We start from the raw sequence: 16,777 nt of genomic DNA, 5'->3' as shown, positions 1-16,777 counted from the left end.
GTACGTGGTCACCCCGGCACCCCGTTCGATCGGGTCAGGCCTTCGCCTTGGCCTGCTCCTTCACCGGCCCGGTGACGGCGTCGGCGCCCTGCTGGCGGCGGACCGCCGCCGCGACCAGGCCCGCGAACAGCGGGTGCGGACGGGTCGGCCGGGACTTCAGCTCCGGGTGCGCCTGGGTGGCGACCAGGTACGGGTGCACCTCACGCGGGTACTCCACGTACTCCACCAGCTTGTTGTCCGGCGAGGTGCCGGAGAAGAGGATGCCGGCCTTCTTCTCCAGCTCCGCGCGGTAGGAGTTGTTGACCTCGTAGCGGTGGCGGTGCCGCTCCTCCACATACGGCTCGCCGCCGTAGACCTCGCGGACGATGGAGCCCTCGGCCAGCTTGGCCGGGTAGATGCCCAGCCGCATGGTGCCGCCCAGGTCGCCCTTGCCCTCGACGATGTCGAGCTGCTCGGCCATCGTGGAGATCACCGGATGCGCGGTCGCCGAGTCGAACTCGGTGGAGTTGGCGTCCTTGATCCCGGCCAGGTTGCGGGCCGCCTCGATGACCACGCACTGCAGGCCGAGGCACAGACCCAGCAGCGGGATCCTGTTCTCCCGGGCGTACGCGATGGCCGCGACCTTGCCCTCCACACCACGGTCGCCGAAGCCACCGGGCACGCAGACCGCGTCCACGTCCGCCAGCTGCCGCTCGGCACCGGCCGCGTCACGGCAGTCGTCCGAGGTGACCCACTTGACCTTCACCCGGGTGTTGTTGGCGAAGCCGCCCGCGCGCAGCGCCTCGGTCACCGACAGATAGGCGTCCGGCAGGTCGATGTACTTGCCGACCAGCGCGACCGTCACCTCGTGGGCGGGGTTGTGCACCCGGTCCAGCAGGTCGTCCCACTGCGTCCAGTCCACGTCCCGGAACGGCAGGTCGAGACGGCGCACCACATAGGCGTCCAGGCCCTCGCCGTGCAGCACCTTGGGGATGTCGTAGATCGACTTGGCGTCGATCGCGGCGACCACCGCGTCCTCGTCCACGTCGCACATCAGCGAGATCTTGCGCTTGATGGCGGTCGGCACCTCGCGGTCGGCGCGCAGCACGATCGCGTCCGGCTGGATGCCGATGTTGCGCAGCGCCGCGACCGAGTGCTGCGTCGGCTTGGTCTTCAGCTCGCCGGACGGGCCGATGTACGGCAGCAGGGAGACGTGCACGAAGAACACGTTGTCCCGGCCTACCTCGTGCCGGACCTGGCGCACCGACTCCAGGAACGGCAGCGACTCGATGTCGCCGACGGTGCCGCCGACCTCGGTGATGACCACGTCGACGTCGTCGGTGGCCATCCGCCGGATCCGGGACTTGATCTCGTTGGTGATGTGAGGGATCACCTGCACGGTGTCGCCCAGGTACTCACCGCGCCGCTCCTTGGCGATCACCGAGGAGTAGACCTGGCCGGTGGTGACGTTCGCCGAACCGTCCAGGTCGACGTCGAGGAACCGCTCGTAGTGGCCGATGTCGAGATCGGTCTCGGCGCCGTCGTTGGTGACGAACACCTCACCGTGCTGGAACGGATTCATCGTTCCGGGGTCGACGTTCAGGTACGGGTCGAGCTTCTGCATGGTGACCCGCAGGCCGCGCGCCTTGAGCAGGGCGCCGAGGCTGGAGGCCGTCAGCCCCTTGCCGAGCGACGAGGCCACACCCCCGGTGACGAAGATGTGCTTGGTCGTCTGGTTTTTGCCAGGATGAGGCAGTGCCAAGAGGGGGCTCCCGTGGTCGCGAGGTGAGGATCGACGGCCCGGTGTGGGGTGGAGCCGTCGAGGCGGTTCAGTGGTTCAACCCACCGGCCCACGGGCTACCAGCGTATCAGCGGCTGGGCCCGACCGCGTTCGGCGGCACGGGAGCCGCCCTCGCGGACCGGACGCGTACCGGCGCGGGCCGCCGCCCGAGGCGCACCTCGGCTCACCGCCGACCGGGGTGTCGTTCACGGCGTGCGGTCACCTTGTCGCGCTGGGCGCACGGCTCACCCGACCGGCCGAAATCGGCCGTCACGAGAACGCACGCGCCCCCCGTCCAACGTCGTATTCTGCTCGGACACTCTCTTCTGCCGTCGGGTTCGGCGCAGGAAGGGGCCATAGCGAGCCGGCCGGCACGGCATCATCCCCGCCCGCTCCCGAACCGTGACACCGCCCCACGCGTATAACCACCAAAGGGGCGCATCACGGGACAAGGGGGCACCGGAGCCAGGTTCGTCGAATACGCCAGACCTGGAATTCGAACGTCCCTCGGGACGGTTCAAGCTGTTCGACTGGAGATGTACGTGGCCGGGCGCATCGAGGACTACGCACTCATCGGCGACATGCAGACCGCCGCCCTGGTCTGCCGGGACGGCACGGCCGACTGGCTGTGCCTGCCCCGTTTCGACTCCCCCGCGGTCTTCGCGGGGCTGCTCGGCGACGATGAACACGGCTACTGGCGGCTCGGCCCGGCGTATCCGCAGGGCACGCAGCCGCCGACCGCGACGCGCCGCCGATACCGCGGTGACTCCCTGGTGCTGGAGTCGGAGTGGGACACCCCGCGCGGCACGGTGCGGATCATCGACTTCATGCCGCCGCGTGACGGCGCCCCGCAGCTGATCCGGATCGTGGAGGGGGTCAGCGGCCGGGTGCCGATGCGCTCCGCGCTGCGGATGCGCTTCTCCTACGGCGCGGTGGTGCCGTGGGTGCACCGGGTCGACGACCCGCAGGCAGCCGAGGGCCGCACGGTCGCGGTGGCCGGTCCCGACTCGGTGTGGCTGGACACCGAATGCCCCACCTACGGCAAGGACTTGACGACCTTCGCCGACTTCACCGTCTCCCCCGGCGAGCGGATCGCGTTCACCATCAGCTGGCAGCCCTCGCACCACCAGCCGCCCGCGATGCCGGACCCGGAGGCCTCCCTGGAGGCCACCGAGCAGTTCTGGCGCGACTGGGTCGACCACTGCACGTACCACGGCCCTTACCGGGACGCCGTCGTCCGCTCGCTGATCACGTTGAAGGCGCTGACCTACGGACCGACCGGCGGGATCGTCGCCGCGCCCACCACCTCGCTGCCGGAGGACATCGGCGGCGTACGGAACTGGGACTACCGCTTCACCTGGCTGCGGGACGCGGCGATCACCCTGTCGTCGCTGCTGCGCACCGGCTACCGCGAGGAGGCCCGCGCCTGGCGCGAGTGGCTGCTGCGCGCGGTGGCCGGCGACCCGGAGAACCTGCAGATCATGTACGGGATCGCGGGCGAACGGGAGTTGGGCGAGACCGAGCTGACCTGGCTGCCCGGCTACGAGGGCTCCCAGCCGGTACGGGTGGGCAACGGCGCGGTGCGCCAGCTCCAGCTCGACGTCTACGGCGAGGTCAGCGAGGCGCTGCACCTGGCGCTGATGACCGGTCTGGCCCGCAACGACTACGCGAGCCTGCTCCAGCTGAAGCTGATCCGGTACCTGGAGGACCACTGGCAGGAGCCGGACGAGGGCATCTGGGAGGTGCGCGGGCCGCGCCGCCACTTCGTGCACTCCAAGGTGATGGCCTGGGTCGCGGTGGACCGCACGGTCAAGCTGATCGAGTCCGGCGAGGTGGACGGGCCGCTGGAGCGCTGGCGCGAGCTGCGCGACGAGATCCACCGGGACGTGTGCGAGAAGGGCTACGACAAGGACCGCAACACCTTCACCCAGTCCTACGGCTCCAGGGAACTGGACGCCTCGCTGCTGCTGATCCCGCAGGTCGGCTTCCTGCCGCCGGACGACAAGCGGGTCATCGGGACCATCGAGGCGATCCAGAAGGAGCTGACCGTCGAGGGCGGCTTCGTGCTGCGCTATCCGACCGAGGGCGCGCACGCGGGCGTGGACGGACTTCCTGGCGACGAGGGCGCGTTCCTGGCCTGCTCGTTCTGGCTGGCGGACGACCTGGCGATGATCGGCCGGGTGGACGAGGCGCGGCAGCTGTTCGAGAAGCTGCTGTCGCTGCGCAACGACCTCGGACTGCTCGCGGAGGAGTGGGACCCCAGGCTGCAACGGCAGGTGGGCAACTTCCCGCAGGCGTTCAGCCACGTGCCGCTGATCGACACGGCCCTGCGGCTGACCGCCTCCGGCGCGTACGGGGGCTGACCCTGCTCGCGGCCGGCCCCGTACCCGCGCAGCGGCCGGAGGCTAGCCCGCCCGCAACTCGTCGTAGACGCTGAGGACTTGGGCGACGGTGTCGTCCTCGCTGGGCCAAGTGGCCGCCTGTACCCGACCTTCGGCGGCCAGTCGGGCTCGGCGGTCCGGGTCGGCGAGCAGTGTGGTGACCGCCCGGCCGAATGCCCTCGCGTCGCCGTGCGGCACGAGCGCGGCGGCGTCGCCGACCAGTTCGGGGATGCCGCCGACCGCCGTGGCGACCAGCGGCACCCCGGCGTGCAGTGCCTCCTCGGCGATCAGCGGCCGGGACTCCCAACGGCTGGGCAGCACCACCAGATCGGCCGCCGCGAGGAGTTCGGCGATGTCGTCGCGCCGCCCCAGCAGCCGGACCGGCAGGTCCTCCGTGTCGATCCGGTGCTGTAGCGCCGGTCGGCAGCCGCCCTCGCCCGCGACGGCGACCAGCGGCGGCGGTTCCAGGAACCGCCAGTCGCGGGCGGCGTCCAGCAGCAGGTCGTATCCCTTGTGCGGTTCCAGTCGGCCGACGGCCAGCAGCAACGGCCGGTCCACCGCGCCGAGTTCGGCCCGCCGCTTCTGCCGGGCGCACTCCGGGTCGGCGCCGGGCCGCTCCGGATCCAGCCGCGGTCCGGGCAGCGCGACCGGTGCCAACCGGGCATCCCGGGCGCCCAACCTCCGTACCTGGTCGACGAGTTCGGACGAGGTGCCGAGCACCACGGTGGCGGCCCTGGCCACCCGTCGTTCCAGCAGCCGCAGCAGGCCCGCGCGGCTGCCCGAGGCCGGCTCGGCGCCGTGCCAACTGACCACCAGCGCCGGGCGCCTGGGCGCGGGGACGGCCAGCGAGGCCAGCAGAGCCGCGCGCAGTCCGTGCGCGTGGATCACATCGGCGCGGGCACAGGCGGCCCGTAGCGCGGCGACGGCCAGCGCGTCGGCGCGCGGGGACGGCCTGCCACCGATCTCCACCGGGGTGTACCGGGCGCCGGTAGCGGCGAATCCGTACGCCTCCGCCGCCTCGGCCGGTCCGCACACCGTCACGTCCACCCCGCGTGCCACCAGCCCGCCGGCCAGCGAGCTGACATGCGCACCGGCCGTCGCGCCGAGCACCTGCACGGCGTGCAACGGCCCGTACGACGGGGTCTGACTGCTGCTCACGCGGGGTACGGCTCCTGGGTCGGTGGCATGCTTCGCTGGTTGAACGTACGGAACGGTGACGTGCGCACACCCGTTCACATCTGGGTGTTCCTGTGCGGACGGGTTGATCGGCGTTCGGGTTCGCGGGCTTGCGGTTCCAGGATGCCAGCAGGGGCCGACAGTACGAGGGCCGCTCCCCCGCTGGTGGGGGTACGCGGTGGTACGGGATCACCCATATGAGTGGGTGTGGGGCCAGCCGTCGCCTTAATGGTGAAAAGCCACCGTCAGCACGGAAGACGCCCCCAGGTGTCAACTTCCCGTATTCCAGGGGCAGTCCACAGCGCGTCGCCGTAACTCACCCGGTCGCCGACCGCCGCCAGCGCGACCAGCACCGCCGCGTGCAGCGCCCGGCCGGTGCGGCCGTTCGCGGTCACGATCGAGACACCGAGCGCCGCGCCCAGCGCATGGGCGCCCGCGTCACCGAGCATGGTGCGTTCCCGGAGGTCGTCCGCGAGCACCGCCGCCGCGGCGGCCACCGGCGCGACGGCCAGCGTGCCCGCCGGGCCGCCCCGCAGCACCCCGGGCGCACCGGCGGCGAGCACCGCCTTGGCCGCCCGGCCCGGTGCGACGTCCAGCAGGTTCACCAGATGCGCGCCGCCCGCGACGACCACCCCGGCCAGCGCCACGTCCACCGGCCGTCTGGCGATCAGCGCGCCCGCGGCCAGCCCCGCCGCGCCGATCCCCAGCAGTTTGACGGCGCCCGAGGTGACCCGGCCCTCGGCGAGCGCCCGCAGATGGGCGCGCAGGCCGCGCTCGGCCGCCGACCCCGCCTGGTCGTCGTAGGCCCCGCAGGCCGCCGCCGCGGCGGTGGCCAGCAGCGCGGCGGCACGGGTACGCGGCGGCAGGCCCGGGGTCACCGCGGTGGCCAGCGCCACCCCCGCGGCCACGGCCAGCCCGCCATGCAGGTCCACGGTGCGGCCCGCGTGGTTCTTCCGCTGCCAACGGGCCGAACCGCCGGGCGGCTTGGCCCGCAGCGTCCGGTAGACGCCTCGTGTGGCGCCCGCCGCCACGAGCGCGCCCGGTACCCGCCCCGAGCTGAACACCATGGACCCCCTCCGCTGACTGCTTCTCGACCACCCCCGAGCGGCCACCCCCATTGTCCGCCATCCGCCGCGGTCGCTTCGCGTAGGCACGGGCGGCGTGGCGGGGTACACCGCCACGCCGGGCGGCTCCCCCCAGGGCACGGGAGGCGAGGGCGCCGCTCCGCGCCGGTCGGGGTCGCGCACCGCCGCGGAGTCCGCCGCCCGCGCCGTCGGCGCCGGGTACGGGTGGTGCCGGGTACGGGTGGTGCCGGGTGCGCCGCCCGCGCCGGTGGTGGTCACCCTCCGTCCCGGGCGGTCGCTCCGGTCACCGCCCGGCGCGCGCCGCCTCCAGAAGTTCCTCCGCGTGGGCGCGGGCGGTGTCCGAATCCTCCAACCCCGCCAGCATTCGCGACAGTTCGCGGACCCGCTCCTCACCGTCCAGCACCCTGACGCCGCTGCGGGTCACCGAACCGTCATTCGTCTTCTCCACCAGCAACTGCCGGTCGGCGAAGGCCGCCACCTGCGGCAGGTGCGTTACCACGATGACCTGCGCGGTCCTCGCCAGTCTGGCCAGCCGGCGGCCGACCTCCACCGCCGCCTTGCCGCCGACGCCCGCGTCCACCTCGTCGAACAGATACGTAGGCACCGGATCGGACCCGGCGAACACCACCTCCACGGCGAGCATCACCCGCGACAGCTCACCGCCCGAGGCGCCCTTGGCGATCGGCCGCGCCGGTGCTCCCGGGTGCGGGGCGAGGTGCAGTTCCACCTCGTCGGCGCCGTTCGCCCCGAAGGCCACGTTCCGGCCGCCGACCTCGATGCCGTCCGGATCCTCGACTTGGTGGATCTCCACCGTGATACGGGCATGCGTCATCGCCAGCTCGGCCAGCTCGGCGGTCACCGCCTGGGCGAACCGATCTGCCGCCGCCGTCCGCGCGTCCGTCAACGCCTGTGCCAGCTCGCCGAGTTCGGCCCGCAGCGCGTCACGTTCCGCCGTCAGCGCCTCGATCCGGTCGTCGTCACCGTCCAGTTCGGCCAGCCGCGCGGAGCCCTGCTCGGCCCAGGCCAGCACCGAGGCGATGTCCTCGCCGTACTTACGGGTGAGATGGGCCAGCACCGAGCGCCGCTCCTCGACCGCCGCGAGCCGCCGCGGATCCGCGTCCAGGTTGTCCGCGTAACCGGCCAGCTCGCCCGCCACGTCGGCCAGCAGGATCCCGATCTCGCTCATCCGGTCGGCCAGTGCGGCGAGCGCCGGATCGTGTGAGCGCACGGACTCCAGGGCCCGGCTCGCCCCCGCCACCAGCGTGGTGGCGTCCACGCCCTCGGGATCCTCCGGGTTCCCGGCGAGCGCGGTGTGCGCGGCGGAGGCCGCCGACGCCAGCGCCTCCGCGTGGCCCAACCGCTCCGCCTCGGCGGCGAGTTCGGCGTCCTCGCCGGGCAGCGGCTCTGCGGCGGCGATCTCGTCCAGGCCGAAGCGCAGCAGATCCGCTTCCTGCGCCCGCTCCCGTGCCTTGGTCGTCAGGGTGTCCAACTCGGCGCTGACATCACGCAGCCGACGGTAGGCGGACGCGTACTTCGCCAGCGGTACGGCGACCGCCTCGCCCGCGTACCGGTCCAGCGCCGCCCGCTGCCGGGCGGGACGCAGCAGGCCCTGCTGGTCGGTCTGGCCGTGCACCGCGACCAGGTCGTCGGCCAGCTCACCGAGCAGTGCGGCGGGTACGGAACGGCCGCCGACGTACGCGCGGGACCGGCCCTCCGCCGAGATGGTCCGGCTCACCAGCAGCGCGCCGTCATCCAGCTCGGCCCCGGCCTCCTCGGCCCGCACCGCCGCCGGCGCGTCGGGGGCCACGGTGATCCGCCCCTCGACGACGGCCGACTTCGCGCCGATCCGCACCAGCGCGGCATCGGCACGGCCGCCGAGCAGCAGGCCGAGGCTGGTGACGACCATCGTCTTGCCCGCGCCGGTCTCGCCGGTCACCGCCGTGAAGCCCGGTGACAACTCGACCACGGCATCGTCGATGACGCCCAGGGAACGTATCCGCATCTCCTCCAGCACGGGTCTGAGGATACGGCTCCGCCTGGGGTGCGTGGGGGTACGCCCACCCTCCCCCCCCGTTGCCCCCACCGCTGGCTTGACGTTGCGCACTGTGCTTTCGGGGGGCGGGGGCGGGTCGGGGGTGTCTCCTCGCTCCAGGTTGACTCCACGGTTGCGGTGCTTCGCGGGGTCGCTGCGGGGACACCCCCGACCCACCCCCTTACCCCGGTTCCTGCGCTTGCGGGTGGATAGGGGGGAAGAAGGCGGCCGGGGTCGCCCCGAAACGCCTTCTCACCGCCGACCGGCCTGCGCTATTGCGGTGCGCCCCGCCAACCGGCCACCGGCAACGCGAACTTGGCGACGAGCCGATCGGTGAACGAAGCGTGGTGCAGCCGTGCCAACCGCACCGGCACGGCCCCTCGCCGTACCTCGACCCGCGCCCCCGCTGGAAGCGGAACCGTGCGACGACCGTCACACCACAGCACGCCGTGCGGCGTCTTCGGCTGGACCTCCACAGCCAGTACCGAACGCGGTGACGTCACCAGCGGTTTGGCGAACAGCGCGTGGGCACTGATCGGCACCATCAGCAGCGCCTCCACCTCCGGCCACACCACCGGCCCCCCGGCCGAGAATGCATAAGCGGTCGAACCAGTCGGCGTCGCACATACCACACCATCGCCACCGAAGCCGGTCACCGGCCTCCCGTCCACCTCCGTGACGACCTCCAGCATCCGCTCCCGTGCCGCCTTCTCGACCGACGCCTCGTTGAGCGCCCAGTCGGTGTGCACCACGGTGCCGTTCTCCCGGACCAGGACGTCCAGCGTCATCCGCTCCTCGACCTCGTAGGCCCGGGTGACCACCCGGTCCACGACCTTGTCGAGGTCGTCGCGCTCGGCCTCCGCCAGGAAGCCCACCCGTCCGAGGTTCACCCCGAGCATCGGCACCCCGGACGCCCGCGCGAACTCCGCACCGCGCAGCAGCGTTCCATCACCGCCGAGCACGATCAGCAGCTCACAGCCGTCCACCGCGTCCTGCCGGGACTCCACCACGTCCACCGACGGCGGCAACGGCAGATCGACCGCCTCCTCCGCGAGGATCCGTACGCCTATCCCGCAGCGCAGCAACCCCTGTACGACGCGCTCGGCACTGCGCACGGCCGCCGGACGTCCGGTGTGCGCCAGCAGGAAGACGGTGCGTTCACCCGACGTATTCGATCCGCTCAACGAGGCCCCTCCGCTACGGCTCGATCCACATCCGCCGGGTCGAGTTCTGGCGCCCCGGCGCGCAGCCACAGAAAATATTCGACATTGCCCGACGGCCCGGGCAACGGGCTGGCGGTCACCCCGAGCACCCCGAGCCCCAGCTCGGCCGCCTGCGCGGCCACCCCCCGCACCGCCTCGGCCCGCAGTTGCGGGCTCCGTACCACCCCACCGCTGCCCAGCCGCTCCTTGCCCACCTCGAACTGCGGCTTGACCATCAGCACCAGGTCCGCGTCCGGCGCACTGCACCGCACCAGCGCGGGCAGCACGAGCCCGAGCGGGATGAACGACAGGTCGCCGACGACCACGCCCACCGGCTCACCGTCGATCTGCTCCAGCGTCAACTCGCGTACGTTCGTACGGTCCTTGACGGTGACCCGCTCGTCGCTCTGCAACGACCAGGCGAGTTGACCGTAGCCCACGTCCACCGCGACCACGTGCGCCGCCCCGGCACGCAGCAGCACATCGGTGAAGCCGCCGGTCGACGCCCCCGCGTCCAGGCAGCGGCGGCCCTCGACGCTCAGTCCTCGCGGGGTGAACGCGGCCAGCGCGCCCGCGAGTTTGTGTCCGCCACGGGACACGTACTCGGGGTCGCTCTCGTCCTTCGCGACGACCAGTGCGGCGCTGGTCTCCACCTGGGTGGCGGACTTGGTGGCGGTGCCCCCACCCACGGTCACCCTCCCCGCGGCGATCAGCTGGGCGGCGTGCTCGCGCGACCGCGCGAGTCCACGGCGTACCAGCTCCGCGTCGAGGCGCCGTCTTGCCTGTCCTGCCACGCTCGGTTCAGCTCCTGTCCTCGTGTCTCTGGTTCGGGCCGGGCGGCCCTGGCCGGGAATCAAGTGCGGTGAGGGTGTCCCGCAGCCCTCGGTGTACATCCTCGTACACCTCGATGTGCCCCTCGGTGGGCAGGTCGTCCGCATCCGCCAGCCGTTCCAGCAGCGCGTCCACCTCGGCGTTCCCGGTCGGTTCGACGGTGACCCCGAGGGGTTGGACGGACGGTTCCGGATCGGCGTCGGCGAATGGCCGGGGCGCGGTGTCGGGGGATAGCTCCGGGGGCCGGGCCGCGGTGTCGGAAGACCGCTCCGGTGGCCGGGCCGCGGTGTCGGGAGACGGCTCCGGTGGCCGGGCCGCGGTGTCGGAAGACCGCTCCGGTTCCGTTGCTCCCTCGGCGGGCTCCTGCATGGACGGCTGGTCAGCCATCTCCCGGCCCTCCGCTTCCCTTCGCCTGCGGCGACCTCGCTGCCGACTTCTTCGCGGTCGTTGTCTTTTTGGCCGCGTTTGACTTCTTTGCGGGCGTTGACTTCTTTGCGGGCGTTGTCTTCTTCGCCGTGGTTGCTTTCTTGGCGGCGGTTGTCTTCTTGGCCGCGGTTGTCTTACCGGTGGTCGTTGTCGACTTCGGTGTCGCCTTCTTGGTGGCGGTCTTCTTCGCGGCGGTCTTCTTCGTTGTGGTCTTCTTCGCCGCCGTCTTCTTCGCGGGAGCGGTCGCCTTCTTCGTCGGGGTGGCGGCCTTCTTCGTCGGGGTGGCGGTCGCCTTCTTCGCTGCGGGAGCCGCCTTCTTCGGCGTCTCCGGCGTCCGCTCCTCGTCCACCCGCACGCGCTCGCGCGGTGTGGCCGGCTCGGCCGGGGCAGCCGGCTCCTCCGGCTCGCCCTCCAGGCTGCGTACCCGGCGCTCCAGCGCCTCCAGGATCACGCCGACCTTGGTCACCTCGTCCGCGAGACGGCTGACCCGGACCATCGTCTTGTCGGCCTCTTCCCTGATCAGGCCGAGCAGCAGGTCACGATTGGCGCGTCCGGAGGCGACCAGCTCGTCCGCGAGCGTCTGTACCTCCGGCGGAATCCGCTCGCCGATCTTCTTCTGGAGCGTCTCCACGTCTATCCCGGCTTGGTCCAGAAGTTCCCGAGCCGCTCCCGCCGCCCGCTGTCGGGTGGCCTCGGTCAAGCCTCCCGCGATCTGCAGACAGGTGCGCAGCGCGTCACGCAATGCCCTCACTCCTCGCCTCGCCATCGACGCCGATGGTCATGACGCTACCCTGTGCCACCCCGCTTCCGTCGTGCGGAAGCCCCTGGAAATCCCCTGGAAGACGCGCGGAACCCCGATGGGGACCAAGAGGCGGTCACCGTCGGACCGCCGTGCCCGTCCACCGGTGTACGGTCGCCGGTACGTGCCCACACCACGGGCACCGCCGAAGCACGTACCAGCGATACAGGAGCAGCCCCGCCGATGGCGACCATCGAGGAGTGCCGCAGCGCACTCGACCGGCTGTCGGAGAGCCTCGCCCAGGCCGAGGGCGACGTACGCAGCGCCGCCGCCCTCGACCGGTCGTTGAGCTGCCGGATCACCGATCTCGACATCACCTTCATGGGTCGTCTCGCTGACGGCCACATCCGTGACGTGATCACCGTGCCGGGACCGCCGACCGAGCGCGCCCAGATCCGCCTGTCCATGGCGGGCGACGACCTGGTGGCACTGGTCAACGGCGACATCCACTTCGCCAAGGCGTGGGCGAGCGGCCGGGTCAAGCTGGAGGCCGGCCTGCTCGACCTGCTGCGCCTGCGTTCCCTCCTGTAGCACCCGGTTCCGGCGTCACAGGCCCAGCTGCCCCAGCGCCTTGCCCGCGTCCAGCTCACAGGCCGAGTCGCCCGCCGCCGTCCAGGCCGCCGCGCACAGCGCCCGCAACCCGTCGTACGGATCCCCCGCGCCCTCGACGCGCAGCCGGTCGCTGTCCGCCGACGCGGTCCAACCTCCGCACTGGAAGCCCTTGCCCTCGGGCTCGACGTCCGGCTGCGGGGTGAGCAGTCCACGCAGGTCAGCGGCCAGATACGTCGGGCGGTGCCGCGGCTCGGCCGCCACCAGCTGCGCCGGCGTGGTCACACCGGTGAACACGAGCAAGGAGTCCACCTCGCCGGCGTACGCGCCCTCGATGTCGGTGTCCAGCCGGTCGCCGACCACCAACGGCCGCCGCGCACCGGTGCGCAGGATCGTTTCCCGGTGCATCGGCGGCTGCGGCTTGCCCGCCACCTTCGGTTCCCCGCCGGTGGCGATGCGCACCACCGCCACCGCCGCGCCGTTGCCGGGCAGGATGCCGCGCGGACTCGGAATCGTCAGGTCCGTGTTGGACGCGTACCACGGGACCCCGCGCGCCACCGCCAGCGAGGCCTCCGCCAGCCGTCCCCAGGCCAGCTCGGGACCGCCGTAACCCTGCACCACAGCGGCCGGCTCGTCGTCCGCCGAGTCCACCGGCACCAGTCCGCGCTCCCGCAGCGCGACCCGCAGCCCCTCACCTCCGATGGCCAGCACCTTCGAGCCCGACGGCACCTCGTCCGCGATCAGCCGCGCCACCGCCTGGGCCGAGGTGATCACGTCCTGCGGCTGCGCCGGGACGCCCAGTTCCGTCAGGTGCCCGGCCACCGCGTCGGGCGTGCGCAGCGCGTTGTTGGTGACGTACGCGAGGTGCATACCGGCGTCGCGTGCGGCGCCCAACGACTCGACGGCGTGCGCGATCGCGGTGCCGCCCGCGTACACCACCCCGTCGAGGTCCAGCAGCGCGGTGTCGTAGGCCGTGTGCAACGGCCGCTCGCTACCGCTCGGCCGGGTCCGCGGGGTCTGCCGGTTCATCGCTTGTCGCTCCCTCGTGTCGCCGCGCACCGCGCGCGGTTCTGACGCATCTTCCCAACCGGTGATCACAGATCGCCGTCGGGCACATAGCATGCTCGGATGAGCACTCCAGGACCATCCGCGCAACCGCGCGGTCTACGGCTCGCGCCGTTCCGCGGCCTGCGCTACGTCCCCGACCGGGTCGGCAGCCTGTCCGCGGTCACCTCGCCACCGTACGACGTCGTGGTCCGGCCCGATGGACTGCACCAGTTGGAGACCGCCGACCCGCACAACATCGTCCGGTTGATCCTCCCGCAGTCCGGCGACCCCGCCGACCGCCACGCACAGGCCGCCCGCACCCTGCGCCACTGGCTTGCGGAGGGCGTGCTCGCCGCCGATCCGGAACCGGCGCTGTACGTGTACGAGCAGTACAGCGACGTCTCCGGCCTGCAACGCGGCCTGATCGGCGCGCTGCGGCTGACCACCCCCGACGAGCACGTCGTCCTGCCGCACGAGGACGTGATGCCGGAACCGGTCGCCGACCGGGCCGGGCTGATGCGGGCCACCGGCGCCAACCTCGAACCCCTGCTGCTCGCCTACCGCGGCGACGGGGGCGGCGACTACGACGGTTCCGGCGGGCACGGCGGCAGCGTCACCGCGCGGCTCGTGGAGCGCACCGCGCAGCAGCCGCCGCTGCTGACCACCACGACCGAGGACGGCACCCGGCACCGGCTGTGGGCGATCACCGATCCCCGGCAGATCGCCGCCGTCGACGCCGACCTGTCTCCCCGGCAGGCCCTGATCGCCGACGGCCACCACCGCTGGGCGACCTATCTACGGCTGCGCGACGAGCAGCGACGTACCGGTGCGACCGGGCCGTGGGACCACGGTCTGGTGCTCCTGGTGGACACCACGCGCTATCCCCTGCGGGTCCGGGCCATTCACCGGGTGCTCCAGCGGATGCCGGTCTCCCAGGCGCTGGCGGCGATACGGGACGTGTTCCAGGTCGAGACGGTGCCAGGGCCCCTCCCGGCCGCCCTGGACGTGCTGGCGGCCACCAGGAAGAGGGACGGAAACACCTTTCTCCTCGCGGGCGACGGCTCGTTCCACCTGCTCACCCGCCCCGACGAGCGCGTCATCGAGGAATCAGTGCCCGGCGACCGCCCCGAGGCCTGGCGCCGACTGGACGCCACCGTGCTCCACAGCGTCCTGATCGACCGCCTCTGGCAGGTGCCCGACGCCCCCGAGCACATCGGCTACGTACACGATGCGATGGCCGCGGTACGACAGGCCGAACGGCTGGGCGGCACAGCGGTGTTGATGCACCCGGTGCCCGAGGCGACCGTGCTGGAACTGGCACGGCAGGGCGTGATGATGCCGCACAAGTCCACCTCGTTCGGTCCGAAACCGGCTTCCGGTCTGGTGCTGCGCAGTCTTGAACTCGGCTGAACGCGGAAGGGCGCCCCGCCATGGCGGGGCGCCCTTCCGTCTGTTCCGCGGCTGGCTCAGGCCTGCTCGCCGGGCTCCTTGAACGGGTCGTCCAGGAAGGCGGACGGCGCCGCCTCGTTCTCCTTCGACTCCGACTCCGCGTGCGGTTCCGGTTCCGGATCGGTGTCCGTGGCCGGGGTCTCCTGCGGCTTCGCCTCAGCGGCGGGCTCGGCTTCCGCTTGCGGCTTGGCCTCGGCATCCGGGCTGGGGCGGTCGGCCTCGGGCTCGGTGGCCTCGTCCGCCTCTTCGGCGGACAGGTCGAGGGCGTCCACGAACTCGACACCGTCCAGCTCCGCGAGCCGGTCCGAGGCGTCCGTGGTGCCGCTCTGGTCGGCCTCCAGCGCCTTGCCGAACCACTCCCGGGCCTCGTCGGCGCGACCGACGGCCAGCAGCGCGTCCGCGTACGCGTAGCGCAACCGCGCCGTCCACGGGTGGACGGCGTTCGACGCCAGCTCCGAGCTCTGCAGCGTCACGACGGCGGCGTCCGCCTGGCCCATGTCGCGCCGGGCGCCCGCGGCGACCAGCCGCATCTCGACCTGGCCCGCCCGGTCCAGCCTCTGCACCTCCGGCTCACCGGCCATGGCCAACGCCCGCTCCGGGCGCCCGAGGCCACGCTCGCAGTCCGCCATCACCGGCCACAGCTCCGCGCTGCCCGTCATCCGACGTGCGGCCCGGAACTCTGCGAGTGCCTCGGAGTACCGGGCGGTCGAGTACGCCGCGAAGCCCATCGCCTCGCGGACGGCCGCCACTCGGGACGCCAGACGGAAGGCGACCTTCGCGTAGGCGTACGCCTGCTCCGGGTCGCTGTCGAGCAGCCGGGCCACCATGACCAGGTTCCGCGCGACATCCTCCCCGAGGGTCTTCGGCAGGCTCTGCAGCTCCTGCCGGACGCTCTTGTCGATCTCCTGGCCGGTCACGTCATCCGGGATCGGCAGCCGCTTGACGGTCTGACGCTCCTCGCGCGACTCGTCCCGGCCGCGGTTCTCGAACCGGCCGCGCCCCGGCGAGTAGGGGCGCCGCTCGCGACCCCGCTCATCGTCCTTGCGCCCGTAGCCGCCGCCACGGGCCCCGCGCTCGTCGTCACGCCGGGCGCCCGCACGGGGGCGCTCGTCGCGACGGTCCCCACGGCGGTCGTCACGGCGGTCGTCACGGCGCTCGTCCCGGCGGTCATCGCGGCGGAAGCCACCGCGCTCGTCATCACGGCGCGGACGGTCATAACGCGGACGCTCGTCACGGCGGTCATCGCGACGGTCGTCACGGGGACGGTCATGGCGGGGACGCTCGTCGCGACGGTCGTCACGGCGGTCGTCACGGGGACGGTCGTAACGCGGACGCTCATCGCGACGGTCATCGCGGCGGAAGCCACCACGCTCGTCGTCACGGCGCGGACGCTCGTCACGGCGGTCGTCACGGGGACGCTCGTCACGGCGGAAGCCACCGCGCTCGTCATCACGACGCGGACGGTCATAACGCGGCCGGTCCTCGCGACGGTCGTCACGGGGACGGTCGTAACGCGGACGCTCGTCACGACGGTCATCGCGGCGAAAACCACCCCGCTCATCATCCCGGCGCGGACGGTCGTAACGCGGACGCTCATCGCGGCGGTCGTCACGGGGACGGTCGTAGCGCGGACGGTCGTCGCGGCGGAAACCGCCGCGCTCGTCGTCACGGCGCGGACGGTCGAAACGCGGACGCTCGTCACGGCGGTCGTCGCGGCGGCCGCTGTCACCACGGCGGTCGTCACGCCCGTTGTCCCGCGACCGGTCGTAGCCGGGGCGGTCGTCCCGGCGGAAACCGCCGCGCTCGTCGTTACGGCGCGGCCCACCGCTACGGAACCCGCGCCGGTCGCCAGCGCCCGCGCTCCGCTCCCTGCGCTCGGGCCGATCCGAGCGGCCCTCGGACGAGTTGGACATCGACGTGACTCCTTGGTTCGTACTGCTGTAGTGCCAGTTTCTCGTACTCACGGGAAGACTGCGCACTCGGCGGAAAACAAAAAGACCCCCGGCCCCAGCTATCAGGCCGGGACCGAGGGTCCATAAGA

General features: G+C 72.3%; 14 protein-coding genes. 4 read left to right on the top strand and 10 right to left on the bottom strand.

Annotated elements, in window-relative coordinates:
- Positions 1–34: 34 nt before the first annotated feature.
- The gene (locus tag O5O46_RS16260; RefSeq protein WP_391858257.1) at positions 35–1,741 is read right to left on the bottom strand and encodes a CTP synthase; all 1,707 of its coding nucleotides are present in this window, start codon (positions 1,739–1,741) and stop codon (positions 35–37) included.
- Positions 1,742–2,301: 560 nt separating this feature from the next.
- Here O5O46_RS16260 and O5O46_RS16255 point away from each other — a divergent pair.
- Positions 2,302–4,122: a glycoside hydrolase family 15 protein gene (locus O5O46_RS16255; RefSeq protein ID WP_269856146.1), complete on the top strand. Its 1,821-nt coding sequence runs from the start codon at positions 2,302–2,304 to the stop codon at positions 4,120–4,122.
- Positions 4,123–4,164: 42 nt separating this feature from the next.
- Here O5O46_RS16255 and O5O46_RS16250 read toward each other — a convergent pair whose 3' ends face one another.
- The 7 genes from O5O46_RS16250 to O5O46_RS16220 all read right to left on the bottom strand — a co-directional run bounded on the left by O5O46_RS16250 (position 4,165) and on the right by O5O46_RS16220 (position 11,634).
- Complete coding sequence (locus tag O5O46_RS16250; protein ID WP_269856145.1) at positions 4,165–5,298, bottom strand: glycosyltransferase family 4 protein; 1,134 nt, start codon at positions 5,296–5,298, stop codon at positions 4,165–4,167.
- 263 nt (positions 5,299–5,561) lie between these two features.
- Complete coding sequence (locus O5O46_RS16245) at positions 5,562–6,383, bottom strand: hypothetical protein (protein ID WP_269856144.1); 822 nt, start codon at positions 6,381–6,383, stop codon at positions 5,562–5,564.
- 301 nt (positions 6,384–6,684) lie between these two features.
- Positions 6,685–8,403 (bottom strand): DNA repair protein RecN, encoded by a 1,719-nt coding sequence (gene recN, locus O5O46_RS16240; RefSeq protein WP_269856397.1) that lies wholly within the window; start codon positions 8,401–8,403, stop codon positions 6,685–6,687.
- A 302-nt stretch (positions 8,404–8,705) separates the two neighbouring features.
- Entirely contained in the window at positions 8,706–9,617 is a 912-nt protein-coding gene (locus O5O46_RS16235) for an NAD kinase (protein WP_269856143.1), read from the bottom strand.
- Positions 9,614–10,429: a TlyA family RNA methyltransferase gene (locus tag O5O46_RS16230; protein ID WP_269856142.1), complete on the bottom strand. Its 816-nt coding sequence runs from the start codon at positions 10,427–10,429 to the stop codon at positions 9,614–9,616. Before O5O46_RS16230 ends, O5O46_RS16235 begins: the two co-directional genes overlap by 4 nt.
- A 7-nt stretch (positions 10,430–10,436) precedes the next feature.
- Positions 10,437–10,853 carry a hypothetical protein gene (locus O5O46_RS16225; RefSeq protein ID WP_443072548.1) on the bottom strand — a complete coding sequence of 139 codons (417 nt, stop codon included), beginning with the start codon at positions 10,851–10,853 and terminating at the stop codon, positions 10,437–10,439.
- Entirely contained in the window at positions 10,846–11,634 is a 789-nt protein-coding gene (locus O5O46_RS16220; RefSeq protein WP_269856141.1) for a histone, read from the bottom strand. The genes O5O46_RS16225 and O5O46_RS16220 overlap by 8 nt, the downstream gene beginning before the upstream one ends.
- 240 nt (positions 11,635–11,874) lie before the next feature.
- On the opposite strand from O5O46_RS16220, the gene O5O46_RS16215 reads away from it, so the two are divergent.
- On the top strand, positions 11,875–12,222 hold the full coding sequence (locus O5O46_RS16215) for a sterol-binding protein (protein ID WP_269856140.1): 348 nt from the start codon (positions 11,875–11,877) through the stop codon (positions 12,220–12,222).
- Between the two features lie 15 nt (positions 12,223–12,237).
- On the opposite strand, the gene O5O46_RS16210 is transcribed toward O5O46_RS16215, so the two are convergent.
- Entirely contained in the window at positions 12,238–13,269 is a 1,032-nt protein-coding gene (locus O5O46_RS16210) for an HAD hydrolase-like protein (RefSeq protein WP_269856139.1), read from the bottom strand.
- Positions 13,270–13,368: 99 nt separating this feature from the next.
- Between O5O46_RS16210 and O5O46_RS16205 the strand changes: the two genes are divergently transcribed.
- The gene (locus O5O46_RS16205) at positions 13,369–14,697 is read left to right on the top strand and encodes a DUF1015 domain-containing protein (RefSeq protein WP_269856138.1); all 1,329 of its coding nucleotides are present in this window, start codon (positions 13,369–13,371) and stop codon (positions 14,695–14,697) included.
- 56 nt (positions 14,698–14,753) lie between these two features.
- On the opposite strand, the gene O5O46_RS16200 is transcribed toward O5O46_RS16205, so the two are convergent.
- A complete protein-coding gene (locus tag O5O46_RS16200) occupies positions 14,754–15,671 on the bottom strand; it encodes a tetratricopeptide repeat protein (protein WP_269856395.1) in 918 nt (305 codons plus the stop codon).
- 333 nt (positions 15,672–16,004) lie between these two features.
- Between O5O46_RS16200 and O5O46_RS16195 the strand changes: the two genes are divergently transcribed.
- The gene (locus O5O46_RS16195; protein WP_269856418.1) at positions 16,005–16,775 is read left to right on the top strand and encodes a hypothetical protein; all 771 of its coding nucleotides are present in this window, start codon (positions 16,005–16,007) and stop codon (positions 16,773–16,775) included.
- Positions 16,776–16,777: the final 2 nt, after the last annotated feature.

Origin of the sequence: Streptomyces sp. RPT161 (assembly GCF_027533845.1) — a bacterium.
Taxonomy (GTDB): Bacteria; Actinomycetota; Actinomycetes; order Streptomycetales; family Streptomycetaceae; genus Streptantibioticus_A; species Streptantibioticus_A silvisoli_A.
Note: the sequence above shows the minus strand (reverse complement) of the source record. Positions and strands in the feature narration are given on the sequence as shown.

Coding starts and splice junctions, on each gene's coding strand:
- recN (WP_269856397.1), bottom strand. CDS start 8,403: ATGCGGATACGTTCCCTGGGCGTCATCGACGATGCCGTGGTCGAGTTG.
- O5O46_RS16225 (WP_443072548.1), bottom strand. CDS start 10,853: ATGGCTGACCAGCCGTCCATGCAGGAGCCCGCCGAGGGAGCAACGGAA.
- O5O46_RS16195 (WP_269856418.1), top strand. CDS start 16,005: ATGGCGGGGACGCTCGTCGCGACGGTCGTCACGGCGGTCGTCACGGGG.
- O5O46_RS16215 (WP_269856140.1), top strand. CDS start 11,875: ATGGCGACCATCGAGGAGTGCCGCAGCGCACTCGACCGGCTGTCGGAG.
- O5O46_RS16210 (WP_269856139.1), bottom strand. CDS start 13,269: ATGAACCGGCAGACCCCGCGGACCCGGCCGAGCGGTAGCGAGCGGCCG.
- O5O46_RS16245 (WP_269856144.1), bottom strand. CDS start 6,383: ATGGTGTTCAGCTCGGGGCGGGTACCGGGCGCGCTCGTGGCGGCGGGC.
- O5O46_RS16205 (WP_269856138.1), top strand. CDS start 13,369: ATGAGCACTCCAGGACCATCCGCGCAACCGCGCGGTCTACGGCTCGCG.